The organism is Georgenia sunbinii (genome assembly GCF_036421875.1).
GTDB lineage: Bacteria > Actinomycetota > Actinomycetes > Actinomycetales > Actinomycetaceae > Georgenia_B > Georgenia_B sunbinii.
The window spans coordinates 137,302-154,610 of sequence record NZ_JAZGOL010000001.1 but is presented as its reverse complement, the minus strand read 5'-3'; the positions used below and the strand labels follow the sequence as shown (position 1 = coordinate 154,610).

The window sequence follows — 17,309 nt, the reverse complement described above, 5'->3', positions numbered from 1 at the left end:
CGACCGCCTGCGGCCCGATTCGGCGGCCCGACTCGGGGCCCGGACGATACTTGACGCGTGCACGATCCTGAGCAGCCACTCGCCCACCGCACCGGTGCCGTCTTCAGCCGCGTGGCGGGTGAGTTCTTCCGCGCCGTCGATCCTGCCTTCCGCGATGCCGCCCTGATGGGCTCGCGCGGCGCCGGCCGCTACTCCCCGCCGGGCGCGCCAACGCTCTACCTGAGCTCGTCGCCCGACGGGGTGGCCGCCGCGATGCTCGCGCACCACGATGCCCGCAGCCTCGACCTCGAGGTGGTGAGCTTCGACGTCCGGGCTGAGCGGATCCTCGACCTGCGCGACCCCGACGCTGCGTTCCGCGCCGGGGTCGACCCGGCAGACGCCGCGGCGCCCTGGCAGGAGGTCGTCGCGCGAGGTGGCCGGCCGCGCTCCTGGCAGGTTCGCGAGCGGCTGCTGAGCCTCGGGGCGGACGGCCTCATCGACCCGTCTCGCAAACGGCCCGGGCTGTGGCACCTCACGCTGTTCGCCTGGAACACGCCGGGGGCCGCGGTGGTCCTCCCCCGGCCGGCGTAGGCGGACAATCCCGCTCTCGCAGACAATCCCGCTCTCGGCGGTAATCCGGCTGTCGGTGACAATCCCGCTCTCGCGGACAATCCGGCTGTCGGTGACAATCCCGCTCTCGGCAACAATCCCGCTGTCGGGGACAATCCCGCTCTCGCGGGTAATCCCGCTCTGGGCGATGGGGTTAGGGGGTGGGGTGGCGGCGGAGCTGCTCGAGGAGGGTGGCGACGTCGGGGCTCGCGTCGAGGGCGGCGCCGACCCGTTCGTGGGTCGCGCGCCGCGGCTCCACGAGTGGCAGCCGCACGAGGTGCTCGGCGGCGGGGTCGTCCAGCACGACCGATGCCCAGCCGGCCCCGGCCACCCCTGCCCCGTAACGCCGGATGGCCTCACCGCGGAAGTAGGCCCGGGTGTCGGTCGGGGGCCTGGTGACGGCATCGGCGACGGCGTCGTCGGGGACGAGGCGTTCCACCGCGCCGGCGCCCGCCAGCCGCTGGAAGATGCTGCGCTCTGGCCGCACGTCGGACCACTGCAGGTCGAGGGCGGCGAGCCGCGGGTCGTCCCAGCCGATGTTGTCCCGGCGCCGCATCGCGTCCAGCACCCGGAGCTTGGCGACCCACTCGACCTCGCCCGCGCACAGCGCCGGGTCCTGGCCGAGCCGGTCGAGCACGGACTCCCAGCGGTCGAGGACGTCGCGGGTCTCCTCGTCGGTCTGGCCGCGGGCCTCCAGCGCGTCCCGGATGACCTCGAGGTAGCAGCGCTGGATCTCCAGCGCCGTCAGCTGCCGGCCGTCGGCGAGGGTGAGCCGGTGGGTGAGCGTGGTGTCGTGGCTGACGAGCCGGTTCTCGGCGACGGCGTCGTCGAGCGCGACGGCGTCCAGCGCGAGCGGGACCGCCTCCTGCTCCAGCAGCCACAGCACGAGGGAGGTGGTGGCCACCTTGAGGTAGGTGGACACCTCGAGGAGGTTGGCATCGCCGGCGATGATGTGCAGCCGCCGGTACCGCTCGGCGTCGGCGTGCGGCTCGTCGCGGGTGTTGATGATCGGCCGGTTGAAGGTGGTCTCCAGGCCGACGTCGTTCTCGATGTAGTCCGCGCGCTGGGACAGCTGGAAGCCGGGATGCTCCGACCGCGGCCCGATGCCGACCCGGCCGGCGCCGCAGAACACCTGTCGGGTAACGAGGAACGGGGTGAGGTACTGGACGATGTCGCCGAACGGCACCGCCCGGTCCATCAGGTAGTTCTCGTGCGTGCCGTAGGACTGGCCCTTGCCGTCGACGTTGTTCTTGTACAGCGCGACGTCCGGCATCGCCGGCTCGGCGGCGAGCGCGGCGGCGGCGGTGCGCATGATCTCCTCGCCGGCGCGGTCCCAGCGCACGACGTCCAGCGGCCCGCTGACCTCCGGGCTGGAGTACTCCGGGTGCGCGTGGTCGACGTACAGCCGTGCGCCGTTGGTCAGCACCACCGACGTGATCGGGGACCGTTCCGGGCCGGGCTCCGGGCGACGGCGGTGCAGCGGCCCCAGCGCGGCGAGCCGGTCGGCCGGGGAGTCGGTCAGCTGGCTCTCGTGCGCGGCGGCCCGGTCCAGCCGGAACCCTCGGGCATCGGCGAGCGGGTCCTCCCCCTCGTAGTCCCAACGCGCCGTCGCCGCGGCCCCGACGACGTCGCGGTAGGCGGCGACGACGGCCGCCGACAGCGCCATCGGGTTGCCCATCGGGTTGCCGGGCTCGAGCACGCCGTACTCGGTCTCGATGCCCATGATGCGCCGGACGGTCATCGGACGTCTCCCGTCACAGGTAGTCGCGGGTCTCGATGGCCCGCGGCGGCTCGTGCGCGTCCTCGTCGCCCCCGCTGCCGCCCAGGGTGCGCATGAACACGATGCGCTCGCCCTTCTTGCCGGCCACCCGTGCCCAGTCGTCGGGGTTCGTGGTCGAGGGCAGGTCCTCGTTCTCGCGCATCTCCGCGGCGCAGCCGTCGATGAGATGCTCGGTGCGCAGGCCGCGCTCACCGGTGGCGATGAAGGCCTTGATCGCCGACTTCTTCGCCCGGTCGACGATGTTCTCCATCATCGCGCCGGAGGCGAAGTCCTTGAAGAAGAGCACCTCCTTGTCGCCGCTGGCGTAGGTGACCTCGAGGAAGCGGTTGGTCGCGTCGACCCGGTAGAGCCGCCGGACGACGGCGTCGATCATCGCGGCGGCGGTGCGCTCCCGGTCGCCGTCGTGGACGGCGAGCTCGGCCGGGTGCAGCGGCAGGTCGGCGGTGAGGTACTTGCCGAAGATCTGCGCGGCGCCGTCGACGTCGGGACGCTCGATCTTGATCTTCACGTCCAGCCGGCCCGGGCGCAGGATCGCCGGGTCGATCATGTCCTCCCGGTTGGAGGCGCCGATGACGATGACGTTCTCGAGCTTCTCCACGCCGTCGATCTCGGCGAGCAGCTGCGGCACGACGGTGGTCTCGACGTCGCTGGAGACCCCGGTGCCCCGGGTGCGGAACAGCGAGTCCATCTCGTCGAAGAACACGACGACGGGGATGCCGAGCGAGGCCTTCTCGCGGGCACGGGCGAAGATCACCCGGATCTGCCGCTCGGTCTCGCCCACGTACTTGTTGAGCAGCTCGGGGCCCTTGATGTTGAGGAAGTAGCTGCGGGCGCGGTGCTCGTCGGCGGCGACCGTCTCCGGTGTGCCGTCGTCGGCGCGGCCCTCGGCCGCCACGCCGGCGAGCGACGTGGCGACCGCCTTGGCGATGAGCGTCTTGCCGCAGCCGGGCGGGCCGTAGAGCAGCACCCCCTTGGGCGGCTTGAGGCCGTGCTCCCGGTACAGCTCGGGGTGGCGGAACGGCAGCTCGACGGCGTCGCGGATCTGCTCGATCTGCTCGCCGAGCCCACCGATGTCGGAGTAGGCGACGTCGGGCACCTCCTCGAGGAGGAGGTCCTCGACCTCGGCGCGCTCGATGTGCTCGAGGGCGAACCCGGAGCGCAGGTCGGCGAGCACGGTGTCGCCCACCCGGACCCGTTCGGTCAGCAGCGGGCCGGCGAGGCGAAGCACGCGCTCGTCGTCGCCGCGGGCGACGACGAGCACCCGGTCGGTACCGATCGCCTCCTTGACGGCGACCAGCTCGCCGACGTCCTCGAAGGCGCTTGCGCGGACGATGACGTAGGCCTCGTTGAGCCGCACCTGCTGACCCGGCCGCAGCGCGCCGAGCGGCACGGAGGGCGCGACCGCCACCCGCATCTTGCGGCCGGCGGTGACGATGTCGGCCTCGCGGGCGGCGATGTCGACGCCGAGCACGGTGGCATAGCTGCCCGGTGGGCGGCTGTACTCGGCGAGCTGCTCCTGGAGCGCATTGAGCTGCTCACGCGCGGCGGTCAGCGCCGTCACGAGCCGCTCGTTCTTCGTCGCCAGGCTGATGCCCTGCTGCTCGAGCTCGCGCACCCGCTCCTGCCTGAACGCGTCCATCCCCGCCTCGGCCATCTCGGCCCCTTCCATGCTCGGCACGGTCCCACGGTAGGTCACGCCCGACCGCCGCTGCGCGCTGGGCTCAGTCGGTGGCGGGCGCATCGTCGACGACGGCGGGTGCCTGGGCCTCGTCCTCGGCGGCGGGCGCATCGTCGGCGGCTGGCGCCCCGCCGCTGCGCAGGTCCTCGGCGCGGACGAGGTCCCGGCGGACCCGGCGCAGCTTCTTGGCCGAGACCGGCAGCTCGCCGAGGTCCTCGGCCCAGTCCTCCTCGACCGGGTAGGCACCCTTGGCCGGGCGGCGCCGGCGCAGCGGCGGCGTGATGCCCGGCGCCATCCGGCGGGTGGTGACGAGGAATCCGGTGTGGCCCACCATCCGGTGGTCGGGGCGCACCGCGAGCCCCTCGAGGTGCCAGCCGCGCAGCATGGTCTCCCACGCACGGGGCTCGGTGAACAGCTCGGACTCCTTGGCGTCCTCGACGAACCGGGACATCTGGGTGGTCGTGGCCACGTAGGCGATGAGCACACCGCCGGGGGCGAGCGCCTCGGCGGCGGCCTCGAGGTTCTCCCAGGGGGCGAGCATGTCGAGGACGACGCGGTCGACGCTGCCGGGGGCGACCTGCTCGGCCATGACGTCGGCGAGGTCCCCGACGACGACGCGCCATGCCGGGTGGTCGTCGCCGAACCAGGCGCGGGCGTTGGCCTCGGCGATCTCGGCGAAGTCGGCGCGACGCTCCACCGACAGCAGGCTGCCCTCCGGCCCGATCGCCTGGAGCAGCGACATGCTCAGCGCCCCGGAGCCGACGCCGGCCTCGACGACGCGGGCGCCGGGGAAGATGTCGGCCATCGCGACGATCTGCGCCGCGTCCTTCGGGTAGACCACGGCGGCGCCGCGCGGCATCGACAGCACGTGGTCGGCCAGCAGGGGTCGCAGCACGAGGAAGTCGGTGCCACCGGTGGTGGTCGCCACCACTCCCTCGTGGCCGCCGATGAGGTCGGCGTGGCGCAGGTAGCCGCGGTGGGTGCCGAAGGTGGCCTCGGGGTCCAGCGTGATGGTGTGCATCCGGCCCTTGGGGTCGGTCAGCTGGACACGCTCACCGACGGTCAGCGGGCCGCGGCGGCGGGCCGGGCCGAGCGGGAGGTCGGTGGCGGTCGCGGGCTGTTCGGGTTCGGAGGTCACGAGCGGAGAGTCTAGGTTGTCGGGACGGTGCCCCGTCGGCGAGGTCCGAACCGCAGCGGGTCGGTGCCGGTGGGCGTCAGGCGGCGGGCTCGGTCTCGAAGCGGCGTCGGCTGCGTTCCTTGGCCTTCTCGGCCTCGACCTCGCGGTCCTTGGGCGGCGCCGTCGTCACGAGCGCGCCGAGCAGCTCGACGGTGGCGGCGGCCACCTGCTCGACCGCCCGGTCGAAGGCCTCGGCGTTCGCCTTCGACGGCTTGGTCGTCCCGGCGACCTTCCGCACGTATTGCAGGGCGGCGGCGTGGACCTCGTCGTGGGTGGCCGGCGGCGCGAAGTTGTTGAGCGGTCGGATGTTGCGGCACATGCTTCAAGCGTGGCACCGGTCGCGGCCGGTGGGAAGACCCGTCGGTCAGCCGGTGGCGGGGCCGCGCCCGGCCGGCCCGCCCTCGGCCTCGAGCCGCGCCACCCGCCGTGGCCCGGCGATGCGCCGGTAGGAGGCGTCGAGCAGCTCGGCGACCTCCTGCCAGTCGACGTCCGCGGGCCCGGCCCCGCCGGCCTCGAGGTCGATGCCGAGCCAGCCGGCCGGCGCAAGGTAGGCGGGCACGAAGGTCCGCGGGTCCTGCTCGAGGGCGGTGCGGTCGTCCTCGTCGGGCAGCACGACCAGCCCGCGGGAGTACGCCACCCGCTGCCGGGCACCGCCGGTGGTCGAGGAGCCGTAGACGGCGAACATCTTCGTCACCCGGAAGGTCGGCCGGCCGTGGGCGACGACCTCGACGGCGTCGGGGAACCCCAGCACGATCGGCCGCAGCCGGGCGAGGAACGGGTCGGCGTCGTCGAACATCTGCGGGTGGGCCACGTCAGCGTCCCCGGGAGCGGTCCGCGAGGGCCTGCTCGAGGCGCGCGATCGCGAGCACGCCGACGACGCCCGCCGCGCCGTCGGCGAGCACCACCACCGGTGTGGAACGGGCGGCGTGCGCGGCGGCCGAGACGGCGGCGGCGCCGCTGAGCACGGTGACGACGCTCGTCGCCGGCAGCGCGACGGCGACGGCTGACAGCGGCGTCGTTCCGCGGGCGTCCGGCGGGACCTGGCCGGCGCTCGACGGCTCGACGAGCCCGCTGACCCGGCCGGCGTCGTCGAGCAGCACCACCCGACGTCCCGCGAGCGCCGGGTCGTCGAGGGTGGCGACGGGTGCGGCGTCGGGCATCGCGACCGCCGGCTCGGCGAGCGCGCGCAGCTCGATGCCGGCCGCGCGGCGCCGGGCGTGGACCAGGCGGACCGCCTGGCCGGAGGACGCCCACAGGTAGCTGCCGAGCACGACCACCCACAGCGCGCTGATGATCGTCGGACGGCCGCCACGCAGCAGCGGCAGCCCCAGCATGACGACGGCGAGGAGCACGACGACGGCGCGCCCGCCCCACCCGGCGGCGAGCGTCCCCGTGTCACGGTTGCCGGTGAGCTTCCAGACCGCGGCCTCGAGCACCCGCCCGCCGTCGAGCGGCAGCCCGGGCAGCAGGTTGAAGACGGCGACGACGCCGTTGCTCAGCGCCGCGATCTGCCACAGCACGAACGCGAGCGGCTCGGTGGTCTGCCCGAGCACCAGCCAGGCGCCGAGCGCGAGCACCGCGTTCGCCGCCGGCCCGGCCACCGAGACGAGCGCGGAGGCGCCGGGGGTGCGCATGTCGGTGACGAACTGGGTGTGCCCGCCCCACAGCGTGAGGACGTACTCGCGCGGCGGGGCGCCGACGGCGTGCCCCGCCATGCCGTGGCACAGCTCGTGGGCGAGCACGCTCAGCAGGAGCATGAGTGGCACGCTCGCCGCGGCAAGGATCGTGGTGAGCGCGCCGACGTCGGGCACCACGCGGGTGATGGTCGGGGCGACGATGGCGCCGAGCACGATGGCCAGCAGGAACCATGACGGTGCGAACACCACGGGTGTGCGCCGGATGTGACCGATCACCCAGCCGGAGGGGGTGTGCTCACCCAGGCGTGCCATTCCTGCACCTTACGTCCTCAGGCGGGTGCTTCCCCCAGGTCGGCGAGTGCCGTCAGGGGTGTCGGTGGGCGGACCTACAGTGGAGGCATGTCAGCAAGCAGCATCGAACCGCTCGTGGTGACCGAGACGCCGGAGCCGCTGCCGCCGGCCCCGCTGCGCCGGGTGGCGCTCTCGCCGTCCCGGGCGAAGGACTTCATGCAGTGCCCGCTGCTCTACCGGTTCCGCACCGTCGACCGGCTGCCGGAGCCGCCGAGCCCCGCCGCGGCGCGCGGCACGCTGGTGCACACCGTGCTCGAGCGGCTCTACGACCTGCCCGCTGCCGAGCGTGAGGCGGGTGCGGCGACGGCGCTGCTCGCACCGGCGTGGGAGGAGCTGCGCGCCGAGCGTCCGGAGATCGAGGAGATGTTCGCGGCACCGAGCGAGCTGGCCGACTGGCTCACCAGCGCCCGCGAGCTCGTCGAGCGGTACTTCCAGATCGAGAACCCGCAGCGGCTGGAGCCGGCCGAGCGGGAGAAGCTCGTCGAGGTGGAGCTCGCGTCGGGGATCCTGCTGCGCGGCTTCGTCGACCGGCTCGACGTCGCCCCGAGCGGCGACGTGCGGGTGGTCGACTACAAGACCGGCAAGTCCCCGCGCCCGCAGTACGCGTCGGAGGCGATGTTCCAGATGCGCTTCTACGGCCTCATGCTGTGGCGGCTCACCGGCACCCCGCCCCGGCGGCTGCAGCTGGTCTACCTCGGCGACAGCCAGGTGCTGACGCTGGACCCCACCGAGAACGAGCTGCTCGCCACCGAGGACCAGCTCGAGCAGATCTGGGCGGCCATCACCCGCGCCGCGAGCACCGGCCGGTTCCAGCCGCGCACGTCCAAGCTGTGCGGCTGGTGCAGCTTCCAGTCGCTGTGCCCGGCCTTCGAGGGCACCCCGCCGCCGGTGCCCCAGGAGGGCCTCGACCGGCTGCTCGCCGCCGGCCCCGGAGCTGCGTAGCCAGCCATCGACCACCGGCCACCAGGTGCCATTCGGCGGGTGGCTACGCGGTCCCGGCACCACCGATGAGCCGCTGGACGTAGGAGACCGCCTCCGCGCCGGACAGCCCCAGCGCCCGCACCCGCTCGAGGTAGGCATGGGCGGCTGCCTGCGCGGCCCGGTTGGCGTCGTCGTCCGCGATGAAGCTGCCCGCCCGGCCGCGCCCCTCGAGCAGCCCGCGCTGCTCGAGCTCCCGGTAGGCCCGCGCGACGGTCCCGGGCGCGATGCCGAGGTCGCCGGCAAGCCGGCGCACGGTCGGCAGCCGGTCCCCCGGCCGCAGCTCGCCCGCGGCCACCATCGCCTCGACCTGGTCGCGCAGCTGCTCGTAGGGCGGCGCCGGGCTCGCGGGGTCGATGCCGGTGAAGGGAGTCGTCACGGTGCCTAGCCCCGCTGCAGCGGAGTCCCGGCGGCGATCGTGGCCAGGTCGTCGAGGGTGACGCCCTCGAGGGTGCGCAGCAGGCTGCGCCCGGGCGCAGCCGGGATGTCGATCATCAGTGGCACCGCGATCGTCGCGGCGCCGGCGGCCTCGGCCGACGCGACACCCGGGGGCGAGTCCTCGATGGCGACGCAGGCGGTGATGTCGACGCCGAGCCGTGCCGCGGCCGTGAGGTACGGCTCGGGGTGCGGCTTGCCCTGCACGACCTCGTCGCCGGTGACGACGGCGGCGAAGGTCCCGGCGGGCAGCGTGTCGAGCACGGCGGCGGCCAGCTCGGTGTAGGACATCGTCACCAGCGCGCAGGGCACGCCGGCCTCCCGCAGCGCGTCGAGCAGCTCACGGGCCCCCGGTCGCCACGGCGGCCCGTCGGTGCGCACCCGATCGGCGACGCGTCCGACGAGGGTCGTCGCGATCTCGTCGTCGGTGCCTTGGACGCCGGCCTCGTCGCGCAGGATCCTCGCCGACGTCGTGATGGAGTGCCCCACGAGCCGCAGCGCCTGCTCGTGGCTCCACGAACCGCCGTGCTCCTCGGCGAGCGCGATCTCCGAGCCGATCCAGTAGGGCTCGGTGTCGACGAGGGTGCCGTCCATGTCCCACAGCACGGCTTGCGGCAGCGGGGTGGCGGCGGACTCGGGCGGGATGGTCGCGGCGGCGGGGATCGTAGGCATCGTCCCGAGTCTAAGCCGAGGCAGCGGGCACCGGCCCAGGCGGTTCGACACGGCGCATAGGCTGAGGTCATGACTGAACCGCACGAGGACGAACCGGCCGGCACGTCGGACAGCAGCAGCTTCGACGACCCCACGCCCGCCATCCTCCTCGCCGCGTTCGAGGGGTGGAACGACGCCGGCTCGTCGGCGAGCCACGCGCTGGAGATGATCGCCGACGCGTGGGACGCCAAGAGCCTCCACGAGCTCGACCCGCAGAAGTTCCACGACTTCCAGGTCAACCGCCCGCTGAGCGTGCGTGACGAGGACGGCACCCGGATCCTCAAGTGGCCGACGACGTCGGTCTCGGTGGCCACGACCCCGGTCGCCGGTCGCACGGTCCTCATCGTCCAGGGCCTGGAGCCGTCGTTCCGGTGGCTCGACTACTGCGAGGAGATCCTCGACGTCGCCGACGGCTGGGACGTGCGCACCGTGGTGTCGATCGGCGCGCTGCTCGCCGACGTCCCGCACACCCGCCCCATCCCCAGCCAGGTCACCAGCGACGACCCGCGGGTGCAGGCGGTGCTCGACGTCGAGGGCTCGGAGTACGAGGGCCCGGCGGGCATCGTCAGCGTGCTGGCCCAGCTGGCGCAGGGCCGCGGTCTGCACGCGCTGTCGCTGTGGGCCGCGGTACCGCACTACGTCGCGTCCCCGCCGTCACCCAAGGCCACCCTGGCGCTGCTCACCGCGCTCGAGGAGCTCGTCGGCGAGCCGCTGCCGCTCGGCGACCTCGTCGAGGACGCCCGTGCCTGGCAGGCCGGCGTCGACGAGCTCGCCGAGCAGGACCCGGAGATCGGCGAGTACGTGCGCCAGCTCGAGGAGGCCAAGGACACCGCCGACCTGCCGGAGGCCACCGGCGAGGCGATCGCGCAGGAGTTCGAGCGGTACCTGCGCCGCCGGGACAAGGGCGGCGGCCCGCCGACCTCAGGCGCCGCCGGCTGGTAGCCCAGCCGGCCGCTCCCCCGAGCCGGCCGGCTCCTCGCGCCGCTCGACCGTCTCCTCGTCGGCGCTCGGTCGGTCCGCCGGCCGGCGGACCGACGTATCGAGCTCGGCGTTGAGGACGCCGCCGAGCAGGAGCGCGATGCTGCTCAGCCACAGCCACAGGACGCCGGCGAGGACCATCCCGATCGCCTGTGCCGCCCCGGTCACCGCGGCGGTCTGCATCCCGCCCACGTCAGGCGCGCTCAGCCCGGCCAGGCTGAGGTAGACGCTGAACCCTGCTGCCACGAGGACCAGACCGAGGGTGCCGAGCACAGCACCGGGCAAGCACCGGACCCACGTGGTGCTGACGTTGGGCCCGTAGCGGTAGAGCAACGTGAGATAGGCCCCGGTGACGACGCCGACGGTCGGCCACCGCAGGACGGACCACGCGAACTCGAACACGGCCCCCAGGCCGAGCCTCGCCGCGAGCTCCTGGCCGTCACCGAGCAGCGGTCCGACGACCACCAGCGTGAGGATGACGACGAGCGTGACGACGGCCCCGACGGCCAGCGCCAGGCCGAGCACGTACTGCCCGACGAGGCTGCGCCGCTCCGGGACGCGGTAGGCGTCGTCGAGGGCGCGGATCGCTGCTCGGAACATCCTGCTCGCGAGCCACAGCGCGATGAGCACGCTGCCGATCGCGAACCCGGCACGCTGCTGCCGCAGCAGCCCCTCGATGAGCGGGGCGAGCACGTCGGCAGCGACCTGCTCGGCGAACACCTGGGAGACAGCGTCGACGAGGACCTCCTCGATCCGGTCGACCTGCTCCGCCCCGACGATCCGGCCGAGGTAGCCGAGGCTCGAGCCCAGCGCCGTGAGGAGCGGCACGAGGGAGATGAGGCCGTAGTACGTCATCTCGGCGGCCAGGCCGGTCACCCGGACGGCTGTCGCCCGGTGCCACGAGCGCACGACGACGGCGACCGGCCCGCCGGCCCAGCCGGCCGGCCGTGACTCTGCCCAGTTCTCGAGCCGGGCGACGATCCCGGGCCCGGAGCTCCGCCGTCGGCCCCGCAGGCGGTCGATGGCGTGCCGGTTGACCCACGCGCCGCCGAGCGGGAGGCCGACGGCGGCGACGGTGGCTGCCAGCAGGGTGGCCCACGGCCGCCACGGGTCGGTGAGGGACGCCATGACGACCGACCCGACGACGACGGCGCCGCCGACCGCGAGGATCGTCGACGAGGCGGTGCTCAGCCCGTCCCGGGTCGGTGCCCACCGCCGCAGCAGGATCGCGGCGCAGACGCCGATGATGACGACGCCGACAACGAGCACCGCTGCTCCCTCCGCGTCGCCATCCTCACCACCCAGGATGCCATGGCGGGCGTGACCGGTTGCTGCAAGCCGGTGGGCTCGGCGCCGCACACGTTGCACCTTCTGGTCGTCACCGTTGACCCCTGGCCCACGGCCGGAAGACTTCCCGTCGGGAACGCCCGCCTACCGGGCCCCCGCCGACATCACCACTTCCGAAGGGCAGGACAGCCATGACAGTTACCATCGACGAGGTCCGGGACGACATCTTGGACCTCGTGAGCCACATCCTCGAGATCGAGCTTGGGCTCGGCGGGCTGAGCACCACCCCCATGCTGTTTCATCAACGGCAGCGAGGATCCCATCGTGCCCCCGGGCGAGGGCCGGGCACTAGCCGACATGTACGCCAACGCCACGGCCGTCATGCTGCCGGGCAGCCACCTCGACACCGTGAAGAGGTCGCCGGAGGGCTACCGGGCCGCCCTGCTGACGTTCCTCGGCTCCCTGCCGGAGCACGAGTGAACTCCTCGCTAGCGGCGCGCGACCGCCAAGGCCGCAGGCGAGGACGTGTACCAGCCCCGCTCACCGGCGAGGAAACCTGCTTCGAACCTGGACCGCGCGCCGAGCTCGTCCCTCAGCTGGCGGACGTGGCGGCGATAGGTCCGCAGCGACACCCCCACCTCCCGGGCCGCCGCCTCGTCCTTGACGCCGGACACGAGCAAGCCGAGGAGCCGGTGGCGATCGTGCGCGGTGAACTTCGCCAGGTCACCGTCGGGCGACCGCTCCTGCGGCGGCACGGTGCTGCGCACCCAGTAGGCCAGCGCGAGGTGGGCGAGCGCCGGGACGGCCGGGGCCCCGGTGATGACGAGCCCGGCCTCGGCCGGGTCGACCGGGCGCACGAGTGCCAGGCTCCGGTCGATGACGAGCAGGGTGAGCGGGGGCGCGTGCATCGCGATACGTACCCTGGCGCCCGCCGCCCGGAACCAGCGCAGCGAGGTGCTCGTCCCCGGCGCGCTGAGGTCGTGCGGGCCCAGCAGGACCGTCACGCGCACGCCACGGGCCGCGGCGCCGTAGAGCGCCCGGGCGATGGGCCGGGTGGCCCCCGTCCCGGCGAGCCGGGCCGTGGCGACCATCTCGATCGTCGACCGGGCCGCGGCGATCTCTTTCAGGCCACGGGTGTCGATCGCCTCGACGTCCGCCGCCGCGAAGGGCGGCGCGTCGACGAGGTGAAGGGTTCGTTCCAGCCCCTGGGCGAGGCTCCTGGCCTGCTCGAGGAGCGGCATGATTCCGTCGATGGGCTCCGCACCCGTGTCCACTACGGCCGTCATGTTCCCCCTTGGTACGTGTCGCCGGACGGCTCACGATCACCGTCGGTCGCGGCGACCTTACAGAAAGTTGTTCCGAGATCGGTTACGCAGAGATGAACGGACAGAACGAGGGCCGCCGGGCCGGTATGCCATGGGTGTGGGGTGCGACCCGCGAGGAGGTGATGGCCGCCTACCCCTGCGACGACCTCGCCGGCCCCGACGACGACCGCCTCGTCCGGGCCGTCCGGGTCGCTGCGCCGGCGCACGAGGTCTACACGTGGCTCGGGAACCTGCGGGTCGCACCGTACAGCTACGACTGGATCGACAACCTGGGCCGCCGGTCTCCCCGCCGGCCGATGCCGGAGCTGGGTCCGTTCCGCACCGGGCAGAAGGTGATGTACATCTTCGCGGTCGAGGACGTGACGCCGGGGACCGACGTCACCGTGCGCACCCGCCCCGGTCGCCGGTTCGCGCTGTTCGGTGACGTATGGGTGACCTACCGGGTGGTGCCCGAGGGCGACGGGTCGCGCCTCGTCGCCGTGCTGCGCTTCGGCGCCGGCCGAGGCCCGCTCAACCGGGTGCGACGGCGTCTGCTCTCCTGGGGCGACCTCCCCATGATGCGCAAGCAGCTCCACACCCTGCGCGACCTCGCCGAACGCACCGCCTGACCTCGGCGCGCACCCCCGGTCGCGGCCGAGGTCAGGTCTCAGGATGTCACGGCGGCCGTTCCGGTTGCCCCGCGCCCCGTGGTCACTACGCTGACCTTGCCCGGGGAGCTCGCCCGGCCAGGATGAGGAGGTCCTGCCATGGAAACCATCGAACCCGTACTCGGCACCACCGCCCTGCTGCTGATCGCCGCCGGTGCTGTCGCCCTGCTCCTCGTGCTCATCATGGCCGCGAAGATGCACGCCTTCGTGGCTCTCGTGCTGGTCAGCGTGATCACCGCGGTCGCCGCCGGCATCCCGATCGCCGACGTCCCCGACGCTCTCATGTCCGGCTTCGCCGGCACCCTGGGCTCCGTCGCGCTGCTCGTCGCGTTCGGCGTCATGGTCGGCAGGCTGCTCGAGCTCACCGGCGGCGCGCAGGTGCTGGCCGACACCCTCATCAGCCGGTTCGGCGAAAAACGTGCCCCGCTGGCACTCGGCGTCGCCGCGCTGATCTTCGGCTTCCCGATCTTCTTCGACGCCGGCCTCGTGGTGTTCCTGCCGATCATCTTCACCGTGGCGCGGCGCTTCGGCGGCTCGATCCTCCTCTACGGCCTGCCCACCGCCGCCGCGTTCGCGGTGATGCACGCCGTGGTGCCGCCGCACCCGGGCCCGGTCGCCGCCGTCGACCTCATGGGCGGCGACGTCGGGCTCACCCTCCTCCTCGGCATCCCGGTCGCCATCGTCTCCTGGGTGGTCGGTGGCTACTTCGTCGCCCGGCGGATGGGCATGCGGGTGCACGTCGAGATCCCGACGACGCTGTTCGGGGAGATGAACACCGGCACCGGCGCCACCGACGCGGGCGGCGACGGCTCGGCGGGCAGCGGCGGCCTGGCCACCAAGGTCAAGGCGCCGTCGTTCATCACCGTGCTCCTGCTGCTCCTGCTGCCGCTCATCCTCATCTCGGCCAACACCGTCGTCAACACGCTGCGCACCACAGGCACGGTCTCCGAGGACGCCGAGTGGGCCGACGCGTTCAACCTCATCGGGCAGACGCCGATCGCGCTGCTCATCACGGTGCTCGTCGCGCTCGCGGTGCTGGCACCTGGGCGGTTCCCGCGGGGCAGCACGAGCAAGATCCTCGACGACGCTCTCGGGCCGATCTGCGCGATCATCCTCATCACCGGCGCCGGCGGGATGTTCGGCGGCGTGCTGCGGGCCAGCGGCATCGGCGCCTCGCTCACCGACTCGCTCTCCGACCTCGGCATCCCGGTCCTCGCCCAGGCGTTCCTGCTCGCCACCGCGCTACGGGTGGCGCAGGGCTCGGCCACGGTGGCGCTGACCACCACCGCCGGCCTCATCTCGGCCCAGGTGACCGCCCAGGATCTCAGCGCCGTCCAGATCTCACTGCTGGTCTTCGCGATCGCCGCGGGCTCCACCGTGCTCTCCCACGTGAACGACTCGGGGTTCTGGCTGGTGAGCCGCTTCTTCGGGATGGACGAGAAGACGACGCTGAGGACGTGGACGGTGCTCGAGACGACCCTCGGCCTGGCGATCTTTGCCGTCGCCGCGGTGCTGTGGCTGGTGGTGTAGCCGGTCAGACCTTGATGCCGAGCAGCGCGTCGACGGTGTCGCGCGCGAGCTGCGGGCCGAGGTTCCCGGCGAGGCCGACGTGGATGCCGGCGGACTCCACCCAGTCGTCCACCGCGCGGATGGCGGCGGGCGCGTCGAGGTCGCGCGCCATGGCAACCCGGACGGCGTCGAGCATCCGGCTGGCGTCGGGCCCGGTGGGGGCGGTCATCGCGGTGCGCCAGCGGGCCAGCCGGGCGGTGGCGGCCTCCAGCTGTGCGCCGGTGTACTCCCAGTCCTCGCGGTAGTGGTGGCCCAGCAGCACGAGGCGGATCGCCATCGGGTCGACGCCGACGGCGGTCAGCTGGGAGACGAGCACGAGGTTGCCGAGCGACTTGCTCATCTTGGAGCCGGCGTAGGCGACCATCCCGCCGTGCGCCCGGATGGCGACCGGCTGCGCCTCGCCGGTGATCATCCGCAGGTGGGACTCGCTGCAGGCGTGGTGGGGGAAGACGAGGTCGCTGCCGCCGCCCTGGACCTCGAACGGCACCCCGAGGTGCTCACGCGCGATGCAGGCGCACTCGATGTGCCAGCCGGGACGGCCGCGGCCGAGCTCACCGCCGTCCCAGTCCGGCTCCCCGTCACGGGCCATCCGCCACAGCAGCGGGTCGAGCGGCGCGCGCTTGCCGGGACGGTCGGGGTCGCCGCCGCGCTCGGCGAAGAACCGGTGCAGGTCGGCGTCGTCGAGGCCGGTGTCCACTGCGAAGGCGGGGTCGGCAGCGGTGTCGGCATAGACGTCACCGACTCCCGCGCCGTCGGCGTCGGGCACGGCCACCCGGTAGGCGGCGCCGCTGGCGAGCATCTCGGTCACCGCGTCGACGACGAGCGGGATCGACTCCACGGCGCCGACGTACTCGGTGGGCGCCAGCACCCGCAACGCCGTCATGTCGCCGCGGAAGAGGTCGGTCTGCTCCTCGGCCAACGCGCGCCAGTCGACGCCGGTCGCCGTCGCGCGCTCGAGGAGCGGGTCGTCGATGTCGGTGACGTTCTGGACGTAGTTGACCTCACGTCCGGCGTCCCGCCAGGCCCGGACGAGCAGGTCGAAGCCGAGGTACGTGTTGGCGTGCCCCAGGTGGGTGGAGTCGTAGGGCGTGATCCCGCAGACGTAGAGGGTCGCCGGTCCCGAGTCGTCGGTGGCGACGAGGTCACCGGTCGCGCTCTCGGTCAGCCGCACCCGGCGGCCCGAGCCCGGGAGCGAAGGGAGGTCGGGAGTCGTCCAGGAGTGCACGTCCGCAGCCTAACCCGGCAGGTCAGGCCGCTGGACCGGCAACCGCGACCCGGACCAGGTTGCGCCACGGGTCATCGACCTCCACGGTGCGGCCGTCGTCGCGGAACTGCAGGCCACGGGCGGTGAGCCGGTCGGTCAGCGCACCGAGGTCGTCGCCACCGGGCAGCACGATGTCGACGCGGCCGAGGCCGAGCGCCGGCACCCGCGGGCCCACGCCCGCGCTGTTCCAGGTGTTCATCGCCATGTGGTGGTGGTAGCCGCCGGCCGACACGAACAGCGCGGACGGCATCTCGAAGGTCGCCTCGAAGCCGAGGGCGCCGACGTAGAACTCACGAGCGGTCGCGGTGTCCCCCACCTGGAGGTGCACGTGCCCGACGACGGCGGGGTCCGTCGTCGCCTGCTGCAGGCGGCCGGCGTCGAGGTGCTGACCGAGGTAGGCGTTGGGGTCGAGGTGGGTGGTGTCCATCGCCACCTGACCGTCGGTCCACGTCCAGGTGTCGCGCGGCCGGTCGAGGTAGAGCTCGATGCCGTTGCCCTCGGGGTCGGTGAAGTAGAACGCCTCGGAGACGAGGTGGTCAGAGCTGCCGACGAAGCTCGTAGGGGCGAGCTGCGCGAGCGAGGCGACGGCCGAGGCCAGCGCCGGCGCGTCCTCGAACAGGATGGCGCTGTGGAACAGGCCCGCGCTGCGGCGGGTGCCGCGCGGCAGGGTCGGGTCGTGGCGCAGCACGATGATCGGTACCGCACCACGGCCGAGGACGACCTCGTTGCCGACCGCGCTGAGGACCGTGAGCGCCAGCCCCTGCGTGTAGTACGTGGTCAGCGCGTCGAGGTCACCGACGAGGAGCGTGACCGGACCCATCGCGGTGTCAGCGGCGAGCACGTCGAGGTTCGCGACGGCGGTGGCGTCGGTCCCGGGCTGTGCTGGACGAGCGGTGCGGAGCAT

General features: G+C 73.2%; 18 protein-coding genes. 6 read left to right on the top strand and 12 right to left on the bottom strand.

Annotation, left to right across the window (positions count from 1 at the left end):
- Positions 1–57 precede the first annotated feature (57 nt).
- Positions 58–570, top strand: coding sequence for an RES family NAD+ phosphorylase (locus V2J52_RS00750; protein ID WP_331225754.1), 513 nt, complete (start codon positions 58–60; stop codon positions 568–570).
- Between the two features lie 172 nt (positions 571–742).
- Here the strand turns inward: V2J52_RS00750 and dop are convergent, their stop codons facing one another.
- From dop to V2J52_RS00720, 6 genes are all read right to left on the bottom strand, one after another.
- Positions 743–2,329, bottom strand: coding sequence for a depupylase/deamidase Dop (gene dop / locus V2J52_RS00745; RefSeq protein WP_331225753.1), 1,587 nt, complete (start codon positions 2,327–2,329; stop codon positions 743–745).
- Positions 2,330–2,342: 13 nt separating this feature from the next.
- On the bottom strand, positions 2,343–4,037 hold the full coding sequence (gene arc / locus V2J52_RS00740) for a proteasome ATPase (protein ID WP_331226469.1): 1,695 nt from the start codon (positions 4,035–4,037) through the stop codon (positions 2,343–2,345).
- Positions 4,038–4,089: 52 nt separating this feature from the next.
- The gene (locus tag V2J52_RS00735; protein WP_331225752.1) at positions 4,090–5,184 is read right to left on the bottom strand and encodes a tRNA (adenine-N1)-methyltransferase; all 1,095 of its coding nucleotides are present in this window, start codon (positions 5,182–5,184) and stop codon (positions 4,090–4,092) included.
- Between the two features lie 76 nt (positions 5,185–5,260).
- A complete protein-coding gene (locus V2J52_RS00730) occupies positions 5,261–5,542 on the bottom strand; it encodes a DUF2277 domain-containing protein (protein WP_331225751.1) in 282 nt (93 codons plus the stop codon).
- Between the two features lie 45 nt (positions 5,543–5,587).
- A complete protein-coding gene (locus tag V2J52_RS00725; RefSeq protein ID WP_331225750.1) occupies positions 5,588–6,034 on the bottom strand; it encodes an MmcQ/YjbR family DNA-binding protein in 447 nt (148 codons plus the stop codon).
- A gap of 1 nt (position 6,035) precedes the next feature.
- Positions 6,036–7,172 (bottom strand): site-2 protease family protein, encoded by a 1,137-nt coding sequence (locus V2J52_RS00720; protein ID WP_331225749.1) that lies wholly within the window; start codon positions 7,170–7,172, stop codon positions 6,036–6,038.
- A gap of 87 nt (positions 7,173–7,259) precedes the next feature.
- Between V2J52_RS00720 and V2J52_RS00715 the strand changes: the two genes are divergently transcribed.
- A complete protein-coding gene (locus V2J52_RS00715) occupies positions 7,260–8,153 on the top strand; it encodes a RecB family exonuclease (protein WP_331225748.1) in 894 nt (297 codons plus the stop codon).
- Between the two features lie 43 nt (positions 8,154–8,196).
- Here the strand turns inward: V2J52_RS00715 and V2J52_RS00710 are convergent, their stop codons facing one another.
- On the bottom strand, positions 8,197–8,568 hold the full coding sequence (locus V2J52_RS00710) for a GntR family transcriptional regulator (protein WP_331225747.1): 372 nt from the start codon (positions 8,566–8,568) through the stop codon (positions 8,197–8,199).
- Between the two features lie 5 nt (positions 8,569–8,573).
- Entirely contained in the window at positions 8,574–9,296 is a 723-nt protein-coding gene (locus tag V2J52_RS00705; RefSeq protein WP_331225746.1) for an HAD family hydrolase, read from the bottom strand.
- Positions 9,297–9,365: 69 nt separating this feature from the next.
- Here V2J52_RS00705 and V2J52_RS00700 point away from each other — a divergent pair, with 69 nt between their 5' ends.
- On the top strand, positions 9,366–10,277 hold the full coding sequence (locus tag V2J52_RS00700) for a PAC2 family protein (protein WP_331225745.1): 912 nt from the start codon (positions 9,366–9,368) through the stop codon (positions 10,275–10,277).
- Here the strand turns inward: V2J52_RS00700 and V2J52_RS00695 are convergent.
- Positions 10,257–11,582, bottom strand: a complete 1,326-nt coding sequence (locus tag V2J52_RS00695) for a YihY/virulence factor BrkB family protein (RefSeq protein WP_331225744.1) — start codon at positions 11,580–11,582, stop codon at positions 10,257–10,259. The genes V2J52_RS00700 and V2J52_RS00695 overlap by 21 nt on opposite strands.
- A gap of 342 nt (positions 11,583–11,924) precedes the next feature.
- On the opposite strand from V2J52_RS00695, the gene V2J52_RS00690 reads away from it, so the two are divergent.
- On the top strand, positions 11,925–12,080 hold the full coding sequence (locus tag V2J52_RS00690) for a hypothetical protein (RefSeq protein WP_331225743.1): 156 nt from the start codon (positions 11,925–11,927) through the stop codon (positions 12,078–12,080).
- Positions 12,081–12,088: 8 nt separating this feature from the next.
- Here the strand turns inward: V2J52_RS00690 and V2J52_RS00685 are convergent, their stop codons facing one another.
- On the bottom strand, positions 12,089–12,886 hold the full coding sequence (locus V2J52_RS00685; RefSeq protein WP_331225742.1) for a hypothetical protein: 798 nt from the start codon (positions 12,884–12,886) through the stop codon (positions 12,089–12,091).
- A 92-nt stretch (positions 12,887–12,978) separates the two neighbouring features.
- On the opposite strand from V2J52_RS00685, the gene V2J52_RS00680 reads away from it, so the two are divergent.
- Together V2J52_RS00680 and V2J52_RS00675 are read left to right on the top strand one after the other, a co-directional pair.
- Positions 12,979–13,533: an SRPBCC family protein gene (locus tag V2J52_RS00680; protein WP_331225741.1), complete on the top strand. Its 555-nt coding sequence runs from the start codon at positions 12,979–12,981 to the stop codon at positions 13,531–13,533.
- Between the two features lie 138 nt (positions 13,534–13,671).
- The gene (locus tag V2J52_RS00675) at positions 13,672–15,102 is read left to right on the top strand and encodes a GntP family permease (RefSeq protein WP_331225740.1); all 1,431 of its coding nucleotides are present in this window, start codon (positions 13,672–13,674) and stop codon (positions 15,100–15,102) included.
- 4 nt (positions 15,103–15,106) lie between these two features.
- Here V2J52_RS00675 and mshC read toward each other — a convergent pair whose 3' ends face one another.
- Together mshC and V2J52_RS00665 are read right to left on the bottom strand one after the other, a co-directional pair.
- On the bottom strand, positions 15,107–16,366 hold the full coding sequence (gene mshC / locus V2J52_RS00670) for a cysteine--1-D-myo-inosityl 2-amino-2-deoxy-alpha-D-glucopyranoside ligase (protein WP_331225739.1): 1,260 nt from the start codon (positions 16,364–16,366) through the stop codon (positions 15,107–15,109).
- 22 nt (positions 16,367–16,388) lie between these two features.
- Positions 16,389–17,309: a VOC family protein gene (locus tag V2J52_RS00665; protein WP_331226468.1), complete on the bottom strand. Its 921-nt coding sequence runs from the start codon at positions 17,307–17,309 to the stop codon at positions 16,389–16,391.

What these genes read in the sequence shown, in the direction of transcription:
- V2J52_RS00730 (WP_331225751.1), bottom strand. Translation starts at nt 5,542, where the DNA reads ATGTGCCGCAACATCCGACCGCTCAACAACTTCGCGCCGCCGGCCACC.
- V2J52_RS00680 (WP_331225741.1), top strand. Translation starts at nt 12,979, where the DNA reads ATGAACGGACAGAACGAGGGCCGCCGGGCCGGTATGCCATGGGTGTGG.
- V2J52_RS00700 (WP_331225745.1), top strand. Translation starts at nt 9,366, where the DNA reads ATGACTGAACCGCACGAGGACGAACCGGCCGGCACGTCGGACAGCAGC.
- V2J52_RS00715 (WP_331225748.1), top strand. Translation starts at nt 7,260, where the DNA reads ATGTCAGCAAGCAGCATCGAACCGCTCGTGGTGACCGAGACGCCGGAG.
- V2J52_RS00675 (WP_331225740.1), top strand. Translation starts at nt 13,672, where the DNA reads ATGGAAACCATCGAACCCGTACTCGGCACCACCGCCCTGCTGCTGATC.
- V2J52_RS00720 (WP_331225749.1), bottom strand. Translation starts at nt 7,172, where the DNA reads ATGGCACGCCTGGGTGAGCACACCCCCTCCGGCTGGGTGATCGGTCAC.
- V2J52_RS00665 (WP_331226468.1), bottom strand. Translation starts at nt 17,309, where the DNA reads ATGCTCCGCACCGCTCGTCCAGCACAGCCCGGGACCGACGCCACCGCC.
- V2J52_RS00705 (WP_331225746.1), bottom strand. Translation starts at nt 9,296, where the DNA reads ATGCCTACGATCCCCGCCGCCGCGACCATCCCGCCCGAGTCCGCCGCC.
- V2J52_RS00685 (WP_331225742.1), bottom strand. Translation starts at nt 12,886, where the DNA reads ATGACGGCCGTAGTGGACACGGGTGCGGAGCCCATCGACGGAATCATG.
- dop (WP_331225753.1), bottom strand. Translation starts at nt 2,329, where the DNA reads ATGACCGTCCGGCGCATCATGGGCATCGAGACCGAGTACGGCGTGCTC.
- arc (WP_331226469.1), bottom strand. Translation starts at nt 4,037, where the DNA reads ATGGAAGGGGCCGAGATGGCCGAGGCGGGGATGGACGCGTTCAGGCAG.